At 34.4% G+C, this 17,123-nt stretch carries 16 protein-coding genes and 1 riboswitch; of the genes, 7 read left to right on the top strand and 9 right to left on the bottom strand.

What is annotated here, in order from left to right; all coding sequences use genetic code 11:
- Positions 1-4: 4 nt before the first annotated feature.
- The 3 genes from P2086_RS09475 to P2086_RS09485 are packed head-to-tail and all read right to left on the bottom strand — an operon-like array spanning position 5 to position 1,715.
- Positions 5-643, bottom strand: coding sequence for a rhomboid family intramembrane serine protease (locus tag P2086_RS09475; RefSeq protein ID WP_317900210.1), 639 nt, complete (start codon positions 641-643; stop codon positions 5-7).
- A 40-nt stretch (positions 644-683) separates the two neighbouring features.
- Positions 684-1,346, bottom strand: coding sequence for a queuosine precursor transporter (locus P2086_RS09480; RefSeq protein WP_317900211.1), 663 nt, complete (start codon positions 1,344-1,346; stop codon positions 684-686).
- Positions 1,347-1,364: 18 nt separating this feature from the next.
- Positions 1,365-1,715 (bottom strand): FluC/FEX family fluoride channel, encoded by a 351-nt coding sequence (locus tag P2086_RS09485; RefSeq protein WP_317900212.1) that lies wholly within the window; start codon positions 1,713-1,715, stop codon positions 1,365-1,367.
- Positions 1,716-1,814: 99 nt separating this feature from the next.
- Between P2086_RS09485 and P2086_RS09490 the strand changes: the two genes are divergently transcribed.
- Positions 1,815-3,239, top strand: a complete 1,425-nt coding sequence (locus P2086_RS09490; protein ID WP_317900213.1) for a leucyl aminopeptidase family protein — start codon at positions 1,815-1,817, stop codon at positions 3,237-3,239.
- A gap of 2 nt (positions 3,240-3,241) precedes the next feature.
- Positions 3,242-4,357 carry a hypothetical protein gene (locus P2086_RS09495; RefSeq protein ID WP_317900214.1) on the top strand — a complete coding sequence of 372 codons (1,116 nt, stop codon included), beginning with the start codon at positions 3,242-3,244 and terminating at the stop codon, positions 4,355-4,357.
- Positions 4,358-4,566: 209 nt separating this feature from the next.
- On the opposite strand, the gene P2086_RS09500 is transcribed toward P2086_RS09495, so the two are convergent.
- Together P2086_RS09500 and P2086_RS09505 are read right to left on the bottom strand one after the other, a co-directional pair.
- Positions 4,567-5,433 (bottom strand): T9SS type A sorting domain-containing protein, encoded by an 867-nt coding sequence (locus tag P2086_RS09500; RefSeq protein WP_317900215.1) that lies wholly within the window; start codon positions 5,431-5,433, stop codon positions 4,567-4,569.
- 200 nt (positions 5,434-5,633) lie between these two features.
- On the bottom strand, positions 5,634-5,900 hold the full coding sequence (locus P2086_RS09505) for a hypothetical protein (RefSeq protein ID WP_317900216.1): 267 nt from the start codon (positions 5,898-5,900) through the stop codon (positions 5,634-5,636).
- 66 nt (positions 5,901-5,966) lie between these two features.
- Positions 5,967-6,160: riboswitch (cobalamin riboswitch) on the top strand.
- 71 nt (positions 6,161-6,231) lie between these two features.
- On the opposite strand from P2086_RS09505, the gene P2086_RS09510 reads away from it, so the two are divergent.
- Both P2086_RS09510 and P2086_RS09515 read left to right on the top strand, forming a co-directional pair.
- Positions 6,232-7,467, top strand: a complete 1,236-nt coding sequence (locus P2086_RS09510; RefSeq protein ID WP_317900217.1) for a cysteine-rich CWC family protein — start codon at positions 6,232-6,234, stop codon at positions 7,465-7,467.
- A 31-nt stretch (positions 7,468-7,498) separates the two neighbouring features.
- Positions 7,499-8,920, top strand: a complete 1,422-nt coding sequence (locus tag P2086_RS09515; RefSeq protein ID WP_317900218.1) for an ArnT family glycosyltransferase — start codon at positions 7,499-7,501, stop codon at positions 8,918-8,920.
- A 93-nt stretch (positions 8,921-9,013) separates the two neighbouring features.
- Here the strand turns inward: P2086_RS09515 and P2086_RS09520 are convergent, their stop codons facing one another.
- The 3 genes from P2086_RS09520 to hxpB form a co-directional block, all read right to left on the bottom strand.
- Positions 9,014-10,135, bottom strand: a complete 1,122-nt coding sequence (locus P2086_RS09520; RefSeq protein WP_317900219.1) for an LptF/LptG family permease — start codon at positions 10,133-10,135, stop codon at positions 9,014-9,016.
- A gap of 1 nt (position 10,136) precedes the next feature.
- Positions 10,137-11,267: a tRNA guanosine(34) transglycosylase Tgt gene (gene tgt / locus P2086_RS09525; RefSeq protein ID WP_317900220.1), complete on the bottom strand. Its 1,131-nt coding sequence runs from the start codon at positions 11,265-11,267 to the stop codon at positions 10,137-10,139.
- 83 nt (positions 11,268-11,350) lie between these two features.
- On the bottom strand, positions 11,351-12,016 hold the full coding sequence (hxpB, locus tag P2086_RS09530) for a hexitol phosphatase HxpB (protein ID WP_317900221.1): 666 nt from the start codon (positions 12,014-12,016) through the stop codon (positions 11,351-11,353).
- Between the two features lie 72 nt (positions 12,017-12,088).
- Here hxpB and P2086_RS09535 point away from each other — a divergent pair, with 72 nt between their 5' ends.
- The 3 genes from P2086_RS09535 to rsmG are packed head-to-tail and all read left to right on the top strand — an operon-like array spanning position 12,089 to position 14,464.
- A complete protein-coding gene (locus tag P2086_RS09535; protein ID WP_317900222.1) occupies positions 12,089-13,231 on the top strand; it encodes a glycosyltransferase in 1,143 nt (380 codons plus the stop codon).
- On the top strand, positions 13,219-13,839 hold the full coding sequence (locus P2086_RS09540; RefSeq protein WP_317900223.1) for an RNA polymerase sigma factor: 621 nt from the start codon (positions 13,219-13,221) through the stop codon (positions 13,837-13,839). Before P2086_RS09535 ends, P2086_RS09540 begins: the two co-directional genes overlap by 13 nt.
- A 1-nt stretch (position 13,840) precedes the next feature.
- A complete protein-coding gene (gene rsmG / locus P2086_RS09545) occupies positions 13,841-14,464 on the top strand; it encodes a 16S rRNA (guanine(527)-N(7))-methyltransferase RsmG (RefSeq protein WP_317900224.1) in 624 nt (207 codons plus the stop codon).
- Positions 14,465-14,493: 29 nt separating this feature from the next.
- Here the strand turns inward: rsmG and P2086_RS09550 are convergent, their stop codons facing one another.
- Positions 14,494-16,962, bottom strand: a complete 2,469-nt coding sequence (locus tag P2086_RS09550; RefSeq protein ID WP_317900225.1) for a tetratricopeptide repeat protein — start codon at positions 16,960-16,962, stop codon at positions 14,494-14,496.
- Between the last annotated feature and the right edge of the window lie 161 nt (positions 16,963-17,123).

Here is a 17,123-nt window from a genome sequence, read left to right on the forward strand (position 1 = left end):
TAGATTACTGAAAACTGGACATAATCTGATCAATAAAATGGAGGAGTATTTTTGGCTTTAAAATGAGAATAAAAGCGATTCCGAATATGGCGCCCCAGAAGTGAGATTCGTGGCTTATGTTATCGCTGTATGTGCTTGTTTTTTTTCTGCGAATTAAAAAATAACTCACGCCTAAAAGAAGCACGCCGGCAATCCAACCTTTCATTGGGAAAAAGAAAAAGGAGATACTACTTAAGGGACTTATCATGATATAACAAAATAAGATGGAAGAAATTGCGCCACTGGCTCCTAAGGAAGAGTAATCAGGATTGTCTTTATTTCTATAATATTCAGTAAATGAAGCAGCGTAAATTCCTCCAGTAAATAAGAGAATGTAATAGAGTTTCCCTAATCGTGGATCAAAAATATTTGGATTACCAAAGAATTGTTCTTCCAAGCCTAAACCAAAACCATACAAGGCAATACAGTTAAATGCCAAGTGCATAAAATCACCATGAATAAAGGCATGTGTTAAGAACCGATAGTGTTCTTTGTTATGGTGTATTGAGTAAGGATGAAACATATACTTGTTCATCGCATTTCTGTCGTTAAAACAGTAAATAGAAAAAATAAGAATGATTGCTAAGAAAGTATAGGTTATCATTTTTTAAAGATAAGCATATTCAGAGAAGCTGAATAGCCAATTAGTTAGAAGGTTTTGAATCATGTAAAAATTTATTAATGATAAAATGTCCAACGTAAATCATCGGAATTAAACAAAGCGCCACAAATAATTTAAACAAATAACCCCATATGGCATTGTGTGAGAATTCTTCAAGTGTCCATTTACCTGGAATAACAAAGGCTATGAACTGAACTACAAATGTATCTAACAACTGACTCACAACAGTGCTTCCTGTAGCGCGCAACCAAATATGTTTGTTGCCTGTGCGTTTGCGTAACATCCAGAAAACAGATACGTCAACTAATTGTGAAATTAAAAATGCTGTAATACTTCCAACAATAATCCATTGACCCTGACCAAAAACAGTCACAAAACTTTTATCGTCAACTGGACTACCTTCAATCGTTGGAATTTTGAGGCTAATGGAGAGAACGATGAACATGTAAGCAATTAGACCAACGGTTATGTATGTGAGTTTTCTTACGCCTTGTTTTCCGTAATGTTCGTTAATGAGATCGGTTAAAAGAAAAACAACCGGCCATAAAATAATACCGACGCTTTGTTTGAAGAGGCCAAAGAACTCAACCACTTTGCCACCAATTAATTCAGCAACGATTGCATTCGTGATAAAAAAGCCTGCAAGAACCAAAAAAACGAGATCTTTTCTTTTTGTGAAATCCATTTACTCAAACGGGTTTGATTAATTAAAAAGGTAAAAAATAAAAATACTAAGTGAAGTCGTTACAAGAATGTTTAGCAAAGCAACTAAGTACAGACTTTGTTTTAAGAGTAAATAAGTTTCATAACCAAAAGTAGAAAACGTGCTCAAGCCTCCGCACAGGCCTACTAATAAAAGAAGTCTGAGGTTTGCGTTATTCACATCTTTGTGTTGCATTATCCATAAAACACCAGCGAAAATAAAACAGGCGCTTATGTTTGAGAAAAAAGTTGCCCAAGGTAAAGTAGCTGAGGATCTTTGAAAGCCAAGTCCAATCATATAGCGCATTAAGCAACCAATTCCACCACCAAAAAAAACAAATAAGAAATTCATCGCGTATTTTTATCAAATTTAACAGAATTGAAGAATATGCGCCACTATTTTATTTAAAAACCTAAATACGTATATTCGTTGTTCCACAAAAAAAATAGTATGGCAATTATTAGTTTAAAGAATAAAGTAAGCGATGCTTCTCATGTTCTTGTGATTACTGAAAAATTTGTTAGTGAGTTTAATTTACCTGACAAAGTAAACAACTATATCGCAGAAGAGTTTAAACAAAAAGACAAAAAAACACTTACCTACAATTATATTGGGAAATATATTTCTATTATTATCATTGATCCAAAAAAAGAAGCGAATGCTCTCAACGAACAGTTGCGCAAACATGGTGCTGGTGTTGCCGATGGGTTAAATGCGCACAAAGCCAAAGAGGTTTATATTTACAATCAAACTAAATTACCTTTATTGTCGTTAGTTGCGGCTGAAGGCATTGCCTTGAGTAATTATCAATTTATTCCACATAAAACAAAAGATAAAAACGAAAATGAATTAATGTCCATTTTTATTACGAATTCTAAGATTAATGCAAAGTTAGTTGATGAATTAAACGCAGTGTGTGAGGCTACCACCTTGGCGCGTAATTTAGTCAATGAACCTGTAAACATATTAAATGCGGTTGCGCTTTCAGATGCGTTTAAAAAAATGGGTAAGGAAGCTGGTTTTAAGGTGGAGGTTTACAAAAAAGAAAAAATCACGCAACTAAAAATGGGTGGAATTCTTGCTGTAAATGCCGGAAGTGTAGACGAACCTACATTTAGCATTATGGAGTACAAACCAGCCAATGCAAAAAACAAAAAGCCTTATGTACTTGTTGGAAAAGGGGTTGTTTACGATACAGGCGGATTAAGTTTGAAACCCACCGCAAATAGTATGGACATGATGAAATGCGATATGGCTGGCGCGGCAGCAGTTGGTTGTGCTATGTACGCTATTGCAAAAGCAAAGTTAAATGTACATGTGATTGCTTTGGTTCCAGCGACTGATAACCGTCCTGGTTTTAATGCCTTTGCTCCGGGTGATATCATTACCATGATGGATGGAAGTACGGTTGAAATGCTTAACTCCGATGCAGAAGGACGAATGATTTTGGCAGATGCCTTGCATTTTGCAAAACGTTACACACCAGAACTGACAATTGACGTAGCCACTTTAACTGGCGCTGCAGCCGCGGCTATTGGTTCCTTTGGTATTGTAGGCATGGGCACAGCAAAAGAAAAACATAAAGAACGTCTTCAACAAAGTGGTTTACGTGTGCATGAGCGCATTGCAGAATTTCCATTCTGGGAAGAGTATGGTGATTTAATGAAAAGTGATATTGCTGATCAAAAAAATTTAGGTGGCGCTTTTGGTGGCGCTATTACTGCAGGGAAATTTCTGGAGAAGTTTACAGATTATCCGTATTACCATTTAGATATTGCAGGTCCGGCTTTTATAACGGCTAAAGACAGTTATCGAACTAAAGGAGGAACAGGAGTGGGCGTGCGACTATTTTTCGATTTATTTAAACATCTTTAAACATGAAAACACTTTTTACCATCTTGTTTTGTTTGTTTTTGTTTCCGGTAATTTATTTATCACAAGGAAATGTGAAACAGGCTTTATATGTGGTGCATGTTGATGCATCGGGTAAATCGGCTTTTACACAACGAATTTTTGCTTATCATTTTTTAAATGGAAGTTTTATGGGACGTGATGAGGTAATGAGTTTTGATGGAAAAAAAGAAGGTAAAGATTATATCCGCACAGATAAGGGCACTAATCTGATTTACAAGGATCGTTACTTAATTACAGGAATGGGAAATATTCTTGATCTTATAGATAAAAAAGTTTTATTTGATGGCAGAGCAAGTCTGGTAAGGTGCAGTAATGATAGTGCCGTTTTTTATACGAACGATATTTTTAAAGGAAAATTTTATTCCATTTATGATTTTAAATCGAAGGAATACAGAGAAGTAAAAGATCTTCTTTTTAAACCAAGGTTTGGCAGGGATATTGAATTTGATAAAACTACATCACCTTTTAAAGTGATATATTATCCGCAAGGAAAACCAAAAGTCACTTTAGTTGCTGACGCTGGTTATGGGCAGTTGGGAACGAAAGATAATTTTGTGCCGGATCCGCCGCTGTATTGGATGGACAATGATAATTTTATTTATGTGCATTTTAACCAAGCGAATAATGAGATTTCAATAAATAAGGTTAATGTTGATTCTAAAGAGATAACTGTTATCGGAAAAATTGCCATTGCCAAAGAGCGTATTCCTGCCTCTCTAACTAAGATAAGTAAAGATCAACTGATTTTTTGGTTAGGTAATAAACAAGTATTTATTGATTTAACTACTTCAACGGTAAGTTTGATGGATAGCTCAAGACCTGATCATGGATTTACGTACGAATTTAAAACAGATCCAAAAGGTAGAGTGGTGAAATTAAATGGAAAAGATATTGGCAAGTATCATTTTGAAACACGCAATTTTATAGCTGGAGAAAATGCAGCAGCCTTTGTAAAAGAATTAGTGATTGGTGGCGACAGTTACCAACAAGGTTTAATGACCTGGAATTTCACTAAAAAAGACTGGGAAAAAGTAGACGCCGATGAGGTGTTGACACTTGCAGGCTGGGGGAAGGAGTAGGGGGCTTTATTACAAAAACGAAATTCCGCAAAACTTTATTTGCCATATAAATAATTCATTTAATGTAGCACTTGATAAAATTGTTTCTATTGAACGCGATCGCATTAAAATGAAAGATGTTTTAATTCCGATTTCAGAAACGTATAAGAACGAATTTTTGGATCTAATAAATCATTCAACTAGATGAAACTTATTCGCCCGACTTTATCTTAGTTTTTAATAAAAGTTTGGGTAATCGCCTCGTTTTCAAAATTAAGCTGAATAAAATAGTACCCTGATTCAAATTTTGAAACCTCTATGGTTAGGAGATCTAGATGGATATTAGCATACTGCATAATTGTTTGTCCGAGAATATTTTTTATGAAGATTGACTTCGGCCTAGATTTTTCGAAACGAATGTTGATTAAATCTGTAGACGGATTTGGAAAAATGTTGATTCCCTTTTTATCCATATTATTTAAGGGTAGGCTTGTTGTAAGTGGGCAGCTTGATCCTAAACCTAAGCTGCTATATACTGATAAGGTTGGACTAATTCGTGCAAGACAATTGAGTGTTGAAAAAGCTTCGAATCCATCAAAAGGTGCCAATAAACCTCCTAAACTACCAACACCTTCAATGATAGGTTGTGAATTATCAAATGTAAATCGTTTATGATAAAATCCATCGTTAATTAATACGCTGTCTTTTGAAATCAGCGTATGGGTTTGCACCGTAGAATTATTACTTAACAAGGCTGCAGTGTCGCCTACTACCTTGTTAAAGTTATAGAGAATGTACTCTTGATTATTTGCAACAGAATAAACAATCTTAAGCAAGGTGTCTTCTCGAATTACCCCAGCCCTATAACATTGAAAGTTGGTTACATCAAAGCTGTTAATATATTTAAATACTTTTCCATTAATCATACTGTCTTTGGTCACCTTCAAATAATAAGAACAATTTATCGGTGGACCTACAGTACTAATAGTAGTAGACTGCTGCCAGTAGTGATTTGTGTCTAAAGGTAATTTTCGGTATTGTGCTTTAAAAGAAGATGAAATAAAACAGAAAATAATTATGACTAATAAATTTTTCATGAAGGGTAAACTTAAAGTTTGAGTGAGTGATTGATTAGTTATAATAAAGGTACGAAAAAAACAGTGTCCTTATTCGCCTAGCTGGTAAAACTAGCTTTGTTTTAACATAAGAGTGAAATAACAGTACTTGCATTTCAAAATGTAAAAATTTGGTACCACTCGAATAAAAGTTGTTTTTAATAGGTATTCGAAATAGATTTTTATTTATCCTCTTCCTTTTTCTTGTCGATTCCTTTTTCTTCCGTTTCTTTCAACTTGTCTGCCCCGCAGCTTTTGCATGGTTTGTAACCCTTTTTCTTTGCGTCTTTAAGCTCTATTTCTTTGAAATTAGATTTTACGGTGGGACAACTTTTTACGTGGTATTTTTTTCCCTTTTCAGCAATGTAAACTGTTTGAGCATTTAATTTGGTAAAGCTGAATAAAATAAACAAAAAGGAAATAAAATTGAGTCTTTGAAAGTTGTTCATATTACTGGTAGTATAGTTTAGATTATTCAAAGTTAAAAAAATATATCGGCAACGAATCAAATTAAGTATATTTGCAGTGTTGAATGGTTCTTCGCTCAAACGAAGATTAAAAGGGAACAACGGTGAAAAACCGCGACTGTGCCCGCAACTGTAGTCCTCATGTATTTTTGCCAATCATGGCCACTGTCTAATTAATTATGTGGATGGGAAGGCGGTAAGATAGAGGTAGTCAGGAGACCTGCCGCCAACAAACCATCAAATGCTCTCGGGAAGAAGAACAGATGCACACGCTGTGCTACCGTTTTGTTTCTTGTAAATTTAAGAATGTAAAATGTTAGATAGAAAAGAAGAAGAAACAAATTGTCCGCGTTGCGAAAAAAAATTCATTTGCAACCCAAATGATATAAGTGCTTGTAATTGCTCTAAAGTGGAACTTACCACCGAAGAGTATCGCTTTATAAGTTCTCAATTTAAGATCTGTGTCTGTAATGTGTGCTTAAAGGATCTTAAAGACGAGTACAATAAAAAATTTCATTACAACAAGCCAAATAATTTTAAGGATCGTACATACAGTATCTTTCTGCTTTTTGTTTTATTCTTTGAAATAATGAATGCGCAAACCTATGCGCCATCAGTAGGGCAAGCGGGCACTACAGCAATACACAAAGATAGTTCTGTATTTGTGAATTGGGCGGTTGCGAGCCAAATTACACGAGGTTATCAAAATATTTCGAATCCAAGTTTAGGTTTTGCTACTTCCGGAGATAATGCAATGGCCACGGGTAAAGCCGAAGGCAGCGCTGTTAGTCTGGGTGACGGTGGTTATGCCATTTGTACTTTTGAAAAATCAATTCGTAATGATGCAGGATTTGATTTTGCAGTTTTTGAGAACGGTTTCGATGATGTTTTTTTGGAACTCGCATTTGTAGAAGTGAGTAGTGATGGTGTGAATTTTTTCAGGTTTAAAGCCCATTCATTAAGTGATACGGTGGCACAAACAAATGGATTTGGATCAACAGATGCGACAAAAATAAATAATCTGGCTGGGAAATACAGGGGCGGCTACGGTACTCCTTTTGATTTGCAGGAACTTGCTGGTACCGTAGGTTTAGATGTAAATGCGATTACACACGTAAAAATTATTGATGTAGTGGGAAGTCTTAATAATAATTATGCCAGTCGTGATTTTAACATGAATAAAATAAACGATCCTTGGCCAACCCCTTTTCCTTCGGGCGGTTTTGATTTGGATGCTGTTGGAGTTATTCATCAATCAACAATAGCAGGAATACATGAGGATAAAGATCCTATTCCTGTTTCAATTTATCCAAATCCTGTAAAAGCAGGAGAATTTATTTATCTTGATAAATTGCCTTTTGGAACATCTGTTGAGTTGCAGGATGCTTCCGGTAAAATAATTGTAAAGGTAAAACTTACATTAGAGCAAGAGACACTTCATCAAGAAAAACAGACTATTTCTACAAAAGGTTTATGTGTAGGGCTTTATTCACTAAAAATTATTTCAGGGAATACCCTTCTGATAAAAAGAGTTATCGTTTCTGAGTGATAAAGTTATTTTGACTATTATTGCTTTAGAAATGAAGTCAGCGGTTAAATTATTTATTCTGTTTCTGAGTTCTGCGGTTATTGTTTTAATCGTTGCACCTTTATTTCAAAAAGGCTGCTTTATTGACGGGATGCTGTATAAAACGGTTTCTTATAATTATGCTGAAGGACTTGCTTCGTTCTGGAATATGAAATTTACGGATACGAGCATGACTTTTTTCTGTGAGCAACCTCCACTTTATTTCTATTTATTGAGCAATTTTTATAAACTTTTCGGGGTACATTATTTAACCGACAGGTTTTTTACCTTGTTGCTTTTTATTGCACTCACAGTTCTGTTGCATTTAATTTTAAAGCTAGTATTTAAAAAAACTCAATCGTATTTATTACTCACCTACTTTTTTCTACTCGCTATTCCGGTGTTTTGCTGGAGCTATGTAAATCAGGTAATTGAACCTCTTGTGTGTGTATTTGTTAGTTTGGGTATTTTATTTTTTATAAGGTTTCTTCGCACAGATAAAATTGTGTTTATGATTTTGTTCGGGCTTGTTTGTTATTTGTTGTTTTTGACAAAAGGATTTCAATCTTGTTTTATTGTAGTTTTGCCTTTGAGTTATTTTCTTTTTACGAAATTGAAAAAAACCTTTTTTTTGTTCTCTTTTATATCTGTCGGGGTCTTTTTGCTGCTAATAATTGGAAGCATATTCATGTATATACCTGCCAAGGTTTGGTTTGAATGTTATTATTCAGCACGTTTGGTGTTAACGATTGAAAACGTTGGTAATACAACGAATAATCACTTTGAAATTATTGGAAGATTTTTTTCAGAAGTAATTGTTTGTTTGGGAATTGTTGTGTTATTGATTCTTTATCTTAGAATTAAAAAAGCTTATCCTCTAGTATTTGTAATTAGAAATTTTTTAGCAAATAAACTTGCACTAGCTCTTTTCATCACGTCTTTATTTGGCAGTTTCCCTTACGCGATAAGTCTTGTGCAGCGGGGTTTTTATCTGATCCCTTCTTTTATATGTTTTGTTTTAGCGCTGGTTATTGGATTGAGACGGTACTGGACGATTGTTTTTTGTGGACTAGAAAGAATTGATAAATTCAAATTAGTCTGGATTTTTACGGGGATGGTAATGCTAGCGGCTGTTTTTTATTTTTGTTTTAATCTTACAGCATACAAGCGAGATGAGATTAAATTAAAAGACATCGATAAAATTCTTCCCCTTTTACAAGAGGGGGAAACCGTTATAATTGAATCGGCAATGTGGAACGATTTTAGTTTGCATTCTTATTTGTATATGGCGAAAAAAATTAGTTTAAGTGTTGAAGGAAAAGAAAGTCGTTTTTTGATAAAAGTAAAGTCTTCAACAAATGACACGCCTCAACATAAAATTAATCTAAACACAAACGAACTCGAGTTGTATTTTATACCGAAAACTCTTCCGTAAATAGGAGAGTATGGATTAATGCCTTAAACAGATTGTGTAAACATCCTTTTTGTTTAGTGTTTTCTATAAAAGTAAGATTGGTAGACTATGTGTTTATTTTTGGGCTGTACGGTAAAAATACAAAGCCACAAAAGAGAAAATAATGTTTGGAACCCACACTGCTAGCAAAGGTGAAGCTACACCCGTGGTGGCAATCGTAATAAAAATATACATTAACATAATGTAAATACAGGTGAGAAAAAGACCAAGTGCTATTTGCGAACCCACACCTCCTCTTACTTTTCGAGAAGAGACACAAACACCAATGATTGTGAGAATAAATGTGGCAAAGGGAAACGAAGTCCGTTTGTACATCTCAACCTCGTAAAGTTCAATGCGGTTAGAGCCTTTTGCCTTTTCACGTTTTATGTAACTCTTAAGTTCAAAATAGGTTTTGGTTTCAATTTTACTTTCATCGCGCCACATATCAATTGGAGCAAATTCCAATTTCATTTTTTTAGTTGTCAAATAAATATTTTCCTGATGGTAAATTGGTTTTTGGTTTTTTAAAGTGTCAAGTCTATCCTGAATGGTTATTTTTCTTTCATGCACATTGGTAAGAACCCATTCAGAAGAAAGACTGTCCCAAAGCATGTTATCTGCGCTTAAAAAATACGTTTGTTTATTGTCTACAACTTCTTCAAGACTTATTTTGTATCCGGTATTTATTTTATTATCGTAACTCTGCAAGTACAACAAGGTATTCTTACCTATTTTACGGTGTATGTTTCGTTCGTCGTTGGTGTAATTATTATTAATCCATTTATCTTCAAAGCCTATTTTTATTTTGAAGGCTTTTGGAAGAATAAGGTGATTGAGTAGTAGTGAGCCAAATGAAATAATAAATGCTCCCATCAGGTATGGGCGAAGAACTCTGTTAAAACTGGTTCCGCTGCTTAAAATGGCAATAAATTCCGTTTGCTGTGCCATTTTAGAAGTAAAAAATATTACAGAAATGAAAATAAAAACAGGGCTAAAAAAATTACCGTAATAAGGAATAAACATTAAATAATAATCAAGAACTATTTCCTTAAGTGCAATGTCTTTGGTAGTAAAGGTGGGTAGCTTGTCTTTAATGTCGAACACAATAAAGATCATTAGAATTAATGCAATTGAAAAAAAGAACGTTGTAAGAAACTTTTTTAAAATGTATTTATCTAATTTTTTTAAAAACATATTAAAGGCGTTGTGCTACTTGTTTTACCATTTTATTTTTCCATTCCAAAAAAGAACCCTCTATAATTTTTTCCCTAGCTTCTTTAACAAGCCAGAGATAAAATCCTAAGTTATGCACGCTAGCAATTTGGGCGGCAAGTAATTCATTGCACACTAACAAATGGCGTAAATAAGCTTTGGAATATTCATTATCTACAAAGGTGGTTCCATTTTCATCCAAAGGCGAAAAGTCGTTTTTCCACTTTTCATTTCGAATATTTATAATACCGTTCGATGTAAAAAGTAGTCCGTGTCTCGCGTTTCGAGTCGGCATCACACAATCAAACATATCAATACCTAAAGCAATACTTTCAAGAATGTTTGCAGGTGTGCCAACACCCATTAAATAACGCGGTTTATCTTTTGGAAGAATATTGGTAACCACTTCTGTCATAGCGTACATTTCTTCAGCTGGCTCGCCTACGCTTAAACCGCCAATGGCATTCCCAAAAGCATTTTTAGAGGCGATGTATTCGGCGGATTGAATGCGTAGATCTTTGTATACACTGCCTTGCACAATTGGAAATAAGGCTTGCGAATAATTGTACTTAGGTTCGGTTTCATCAAAACGTGAAATACATCTGTCTAACCAGCGATGTGTAAGAGCAAGAGAATCTTTTGCGTACTTAAATTCGCAAGGGTAGGGAGTGCATTCATCAAAGGCCATAATAATATCGGCTCCAATAATGCGTTGAATATCCATAACACTTTCGGGTGAAAAAAAGTGCTTGCTTCCGTCGATGTGGCTTTTGAAGGTTGCGCCTTCTTCTTTTAATTTGCGTTGTGCAGAGAGTGAAAAAATCTGGTAACCTCCACTGTCGGTTAAAATCGGTTTATCCCAACCATTAAATTTATGCAAACCACCTGCATTTTCAATTACTTCAAGACCTGGACGTAGGTACAAATGATAGGTATTTCCCAAAATTATTTGGGCTTTAATATCGTCTTTTAATTCCCTTTGGTGCACTGCTTTTACAGTTCCTGCAGTGCCAACCGGCATAAAAATGGGTGTTTCAATAGAGCCGTGGTCGGTTTCCAAAATACCCGCTCGGGCCTTTGAATCCTTGTCGTTATGTAAGAGTGAAAATTTCAATGTGTAAAGATAATTTTTTTCAGCTAGTTGGCGACTTTGCACCGAGTCACTTTATTAAAGTATTGATAGTGAATTATTATTCGCTAAGACAAGATTGTTTTAAATAATGCTAAAACATCGTGCATCGTATCACGCTTGTAATCTGCTACAGCAAAGCCCTGAATGCTTGTATGCTCTTCGTCAGGCACAGCAATTACCTTCATTTGAGCTGCTTTTGCCGCAATTACGCCATTTAATGAATCTTCAATGACTAAACATTCTTGAGGTGCAATTTCTAATTTTTCGGCACACATTAGAAAAACTTGAGGATGTGGCTTCCCGTAAGGTAAAAATTCGGCAGAAAGTGCTGCGTCAAACTCATTTGTAAGATCGAGTTTTTTTAGAACTGCATTCATGAGTAATACAGAGGAAGAAGTTGCCAAGCCTAATTTTAGTTTTTTCTGTCTGCAATAGGCTATTAAGGCCGGTATGCCTTGCATAAAGGTTCCACTTTCTTCAATGAGTGATAAAAGAAGTTCAATGATCCTGTTTTCTAATTGTTTGGTCGAAATTTCAGTAAGTTTAAAATGAACTAGCCATAAGTTAATTACTTCACCTATCCGTAATCCCATGGTTTTCCGGCAATCTGCTTCACTTAAAGTGATACCATATTCTTTAAATCCTATAATCATGGCCTTGCGCCAAAGATGTTCGCTCTCTATTAAAACCCCATCCATGTCAAAAATTACTGCTTTTATTGAACCTAGCATTGTTAATTATTTTGTTTAATAAATGCAAAGATATCCTATTTTGTGTCTTAGGCTTGTGATACCTTTGCATCTATGCTTTTTCCTGACTTTAATAGCCTTGGTTTACCTGAATTTTTAAGTGTGTTGGCTTTACTTGGCTTTATTACTTTAATAATAAATTATTGTATCCAATATTTACCTGTTTCGCGATTTAAAACGAGTCGTTTTAATGAAGAAAAAAATACACCACCAATCTCTGTAATTATTTGCGCTAAAAATGAGGATGAAAATTTAACCGAGTTTCTTCCAAAAATATTAACTCAAGATTACCCGGACTTTGAAGTAATTGTTGTGAACGATTGTAGTTACGATAATACGGAGAATGTGATTGATGAATTTGCGGCCATATTTCCAAATTTGCGTAAAGCGAATATAAAGGAAGACCCTTATTATAAACATGGTAAAAAGTTTGCCATGCTTGTAGGCATAAAAGCAGCAAAAAATAATTGTTTGGTGTTTACTGATGCTGACTGTTATCCTGCATCAGATAAGTGGTTAGGTGAAATGGCCGCAGGCTTTACAAATGATAGAGAAATTATTTTAGGGTATGGCGCTTACGAAAAACAAAATGGTTTTTTAAATAAGCTTATTCGTTTTGACGCGTTTAATATTGCTGTGCAGTACCTTTCTTCTGCCATCAAAGCAAAACCATACATGGGTGTTGGTAGAAATCTGGCTTACACGAAGGAATTATTTTTCAAGGAAAAAGGTTTTTCTAAACATTACCATATCCACTCAGGTGACGATGATCTTTTTGTAAATCAGGCTGGTAATTCTAGCAATACCAATGTTTGTATTGATAAAGAAGCTGTAACATATTCTAAACCTGAAAAAACATTCAAACAATGGAATATTCAAAAAACAAGGCATTTAACTACGGCACCCCTGTATAGTTCATTCTCCAAAGGAAGAATTACTTTTAACTATTTTTCACAATACTTTTTTCACCTCTCTTTATTACCACTAGCCTTCTCATTAAAAACAATACTCTTTATTCCTATTCTGTTAATTTTAAAGGTAATTGTACAAGCAATCATGTTGAATAAAGCATCTAAAAAATTGGGAGAAAAAGATCTTTTGGCTGGTAGCGCCTTTTATGAGTTGATTCTTTTGTTTATTTATCCTATCTTTCATATAAGTAAATTAATTTATAAGCCCAATAAGTGGACGAATTAGATAATAAAGAACAAAAGTTGACGACTAAAGCAGTTTACGATTATAAACTGGTTAGACTGGCTATTGAAAAGGATGACCAAAAGGCGTATGCTGAACTTTTGCATCGTTACCGTGAAAGCGTGTATTTTACGATGCTTAAAATGTGTAACAACAAAGACGACGCAGAGGATTTAACCATTGAAGCTTTTGGTCGTGCATTTAAAAAGCTAGAGCAGTACAGTCCTGATTTTGCTTTTAGTACCTGGTTATTTAAAATTGCAAGTAATAACGCAATTGATTTTTTACGAAAGAAAAAGCAGATTTACGCTTTGTCTATAGACAATAAATTTGAAGCTGGTGAAGGTTCAGATTTTTCGGCAAGTATTAAATCGCTGTCACTTGATCCCGAGGAAACCTTTATTAAAAAGCAAAAAATTGAAAATATAAGAGTGTTGGTTGACAATTTAAAACCGAAATACAAAGAGATGATTGAGCTTTTTTATTTTCAAGAATTAAGTCATGAAGAAATATCCAAAAAATTAAATTTACCCTTAGGAACAATAAAGGCTCAGCTATTCAGAGCAAGGGATCTCTTATACAACGCATTTCAGCACAACGAAAAGAAATAAGGTGATCAGCATTATTCAAAAATACTTTAAAGAATTAAGCATAGAACAATTAAAACAATTTGAACAATTGTTCGACTTGTATAGTTTTTGGAACAATCAAATAAATGTGATTTCACGTAAAGACATTGACCTCTTATACGAAAGGCATATTTTACATTCCTTAGGCATTGCTAAAATTATGTCTTTTAAACCAAACACACAGGTGTTGGATGTGGGCACAGGTGGCGGATTTCCTGGAATCCCCTTAGCTATTTTATTTCCGGAGACGCAGTTTACTTTGGTAGATAGTATTGGAAAGAAAATTAAGGTGGTAAATGAAGTGTCAAGCGCTTTAAATTTAAAAAATGTAAAAGCTTACCACAAACGTGCCGAAGAGCTAGATCAGAAATTTCATTTTGTTGTGAGTCGTGCCGTTACTGAATTCCCAGTGTTTCATAGCTGGGTAAAAAATAAATTTCTTAAAGAAAATTTTAACGACTTAAAAAATGGTATTCTCTATTTAAAAGGTGGAGATTTAAAAGAGGAGTTCGGTCGGTTTTTCAATCAGTCTAAATTTCACGACTTAAAAGATTTTTTTGAGGAAGAATTTTTTGAAACCAAAAAGGTTGTTTATTTTAGGATGTAAAGAATTCGCTGAGTTCTACAAATATCAAATTAAGGAACCACTTTTTCACCTGTTCCAAGCATTTCGGGTTTAATCAAGCTCATAGCATTTTTTACGTCCTTATAATCAGGATTAAGTTGTAGCGCTTTATCCCAATTGCGTTTCGCTAAAACAAATTTCCCCTGATTAAAATAAGCACCTCCTAAACTGTAATAGGCCTCTGCGTTGTTTGGTTCTAAAAGTGTCAGAAGATTATAGGCAATGGCGGCAGAATCCATTCTTCCTTTATTAAACGCTATTGCTCCACGATTTTTCAAATCATTTGCATATACTTGATAATAATTTCTTAAGTAAGGATTGTTAGGATACAACCGTTCGGCATTTTTCCAATAATATAAAGCTTCGAAATCTTTTCTTGATTTAAAATACAATAAGCCTAAATTCAAATAACCATTTACATAACGGGGATGCAATTGAATGGCGTGTTCTAAAACCTCAATGCCATGATTCAAAACGGATTCATTTTTAGATTTATATTTCCCAGTTCTTACATCTTCCTCAATATTCTTTAGAGTCCCATTGTAATCATTATAAGTGCTATCGTAGCCCAGAGGAGTATCTCCCGTTATGTCTCTTGTATTGGAAAGATCTACATAGCGAGCACCTGCATTACCAAGGCAAAGCACAGAATTAGGCATTGTTTTTACATCTTTTAAAAATAAGGTGACGTCATTTTTCCAGTCAAAATTTCTCTCCCATGTTTTGCAGCCGAACAAAAAACCAATCACAAGAACAAAACTTGATAACAAGTATCTGCGCGTACTGAGTTTTAAATGTGATAATGATTCAAAACCTTTCATGATAAAATAAGTAGCAGCAATACAAAAACCAATAGAAGAATGAAAAATCAAGCGTTCACCCATTGTTGCACCAATATCCATAAGAATATTTCCAATTAATAAACCAAACAGAATATAGGTCATGAATGCAAAACCGAGGATGTGTTTTTTTAAAGTGTAGTAGATGGCGGCAATCACTAAACCGATATGAAATAATAGCGAGAAAATAAAATCCCAACTGCTAAAATGGCGGTATTCAATCGAATTAAAGGAATAGTCAGAAGAGAGTGGGTGAGGGAACACCTGAAGAATTACATATTTTAGAAGTACATAAACCTTGGTGCAAAAACGTTCTTCACCTGTTGCAAGTAAATAGGGGTTATTTAAAATCTCGGTATCTGGAACGCCAGGCTTTAATTTCACAGCCATCCAGCGCATAGCAATATAAAAGAGCATTACAAAATATAGCCAACTCATTAATTTATGAAAATTGTTTTTCTTATTTGTACCCATTAAAAAAATACCAACACCAACAAAGAGAAATGGAAAAAGCCAGAAGGAACGTATTGGCTTAGCTCCGGGTAAAGCGTGCATGTCAAAATCTCTTTTTACATACGTCATTATAACAGCACAAATAATAAAACTTAATCCGACAAATAACGTTTGCCTAAATGCTTCTGTTTTAAAAAATGTTCTAAAATTAAAGTCGTTTTCTGTAAAAAAATATACAGAAAGTGGAACCAGAAAGAGTAACATAACAGCGTATTCCTTTGATAAGAGGGCTAGAAGGAACATCAAGCATGACCAGAATATAAAACGCGATTTTTTTGTTTCTAAATACCTAAACGTATAAAAAAAAGTAAGTGCAATAAAAATAAGAGAAAAAATTTCATCACGGCTTTTAACATTTGCAATAGCCTCAGAGTGTATGGGGTGCGTGGTAAAAAGCAAGACTCCTAGAAAAGCGAAATCCTGGTTATTTCTGAAAAAATACTTACTAAATACAAGGTATAATAACATGCAACCCAGAGAAAAGCACCAAATATTATTAAAGTGTCTAAAGCTAGCGCCATATAATTGACAATCGATCTCATTAAAAATTCCGTCTTTGTTTACATCTTCTGAAGCGTCGTTTTTAAAGTTTTTATTTTTATCCCAACACGTATAGCATTCGTTTCCTTCTGCAATACCGTTATTATTTAAATCAACAAAATCATTGTATTCATAATTTGTTTCTGGCCTTCCGCATGGAGTGATATAATTAATCATGCCAGGGTCTAGAACCCCATTTTTATTAGAGTCCTCTACTTTCAAATACAATCCGGTTCTATATTTTCCTATCAATTCCTGCTCTATAGCAAAACTAACCGCAGATAGTGGACGGTAGCGGCCGCCAGCCAATTGGTCTGTAGCGCACATTCTACGGTAAAAACTTTCGTAAGCATCGCGGGTTAAAATATCTTTAATACCGCGTACACCTTTTACAACATGATCATTCTGGTGTATGATGATTCCGTCATCAAGTGCGTATTCACCGTTTATGGATGTGATGTAAAAAACAAGAGCTACTAAACCAATACTAATTACAGCTCTTTTCTGCGTAAGAAAGGTAAAGTATTTAAACTCTTTATTATAAGGGAGAAGTGCAGGTACTTTTAAGGTTGTTTTTTTTGTTGCCATTAGAATGGTTGATTAAGTTTTTGAAACAAAGCGTAGGGCATGAGTTTTCTATTAACGCCCGAAGGCATTTTAAAAAGTTAAAAACAAGAAAAGAGATTCGCATAGAACGCTAAGGAGGATGACTATAAAATTTTAGTGTTTCCATATTTTCTTGGGCAATA

The sequence above is a fragment of the Aurantibacillus circumpalustris genome, from assembly GCF_029625215.1.
In the GTDB taxonomy this organism is placed as follows: Bacteria; Bacteroidota; Bacteroidia; order B-17B0; family Aurantibacillaceae; genus Aurantibacillus; species Aurantibacillus circumpalustris.

Coding starts and splice junctions, on each gene's coding strand:
- hxpB (WP_317900221.1), bottom strand. CDS start 12,016: ATGCTAGGTTCAATAAAAGCAGTAATTTTTGACATGGATGGGGTTTTA.
- P2086_RS09510 (WP_317900217.1), top strand. CDS start 6,232: ATGTTAGATAGAAAAGAAGAAGAAACAAATTGTCCGCGTTGCGAAAAA.
- P2086_RS09495 (WP_317900214.1), top strand. CDS start 3,242: ATGAAAACACTTTTTACCATCTTGTTTTGTTTGTTTTTGTTTCCGGTA.
- P2086_RS09490 (WP_317900213.1), top strand. CDS start 1,815: ATGGCAATTATTAGTTTAAAGAATAAAGTAAGCGATGCTTCTCATGTT.
- P2086_RS09515 (WP_317900218.1), top strand. CDS start 7,499: ATGAAGTCAGCGGTTAAATTATTTATTCTGTTTCTGAGTTCTGCGGTT.
- P2086_RS09550 (WP_317900225.1), bottom strand. CDS start 16,962: ATGGCAACAAAAAAAACAACCTTAAAAGTACCTGCACTTCTCCCTTAT.
- P2086_RS09480 (WP_317900211.1), bottom strand. CDS start 1,346: ATGGATTTCACAAAAAGAAAAGATCTCGTTTTTTTGGTTCTTGCAGGC.
- P2086_RS09500 (WP_317900215.1), bottom strand. CDS start 5,433: ATGAAAAATTTATTAGTCATAATTATTTTCTGTTTTATTTCATCTTCT.
- P2086_RS09475 (WP_317900210.1), bottom strand. CDS start 643: ATGATAACCTATACTTTCTTAGCAATCATTCTTATTTTTTCTATTTAC.
- P2086_RS09485 (WP_317900212.1), bottom strand. CDS start 1,715: ATGAATTTCTTATTTGTTTTTTTTGGTGGTGGAATTGGTTGCTTAATG.
- P2086_RS09520 (WP_317900219.1), bottom strand. CDS start 10,135: ATGTTTTTAAAAAAATTAGATAAATACATTTTAAAAAAGTTTCTTACA.
- P2086_RS09535 (WP_317900222.1), top strand. CDS start 12,089: ATGCTTTTTCCTGACTTTAATAGCCTTGGTTTACCTGAATTTTTAAGT.
- P2086_RS09505 (WP_317900216.1), bottom strand. CDS start 5,900: ATGAACAACTTTCAAAGACTCAATTTTATTTCCTTTTTGTTTATTTTA.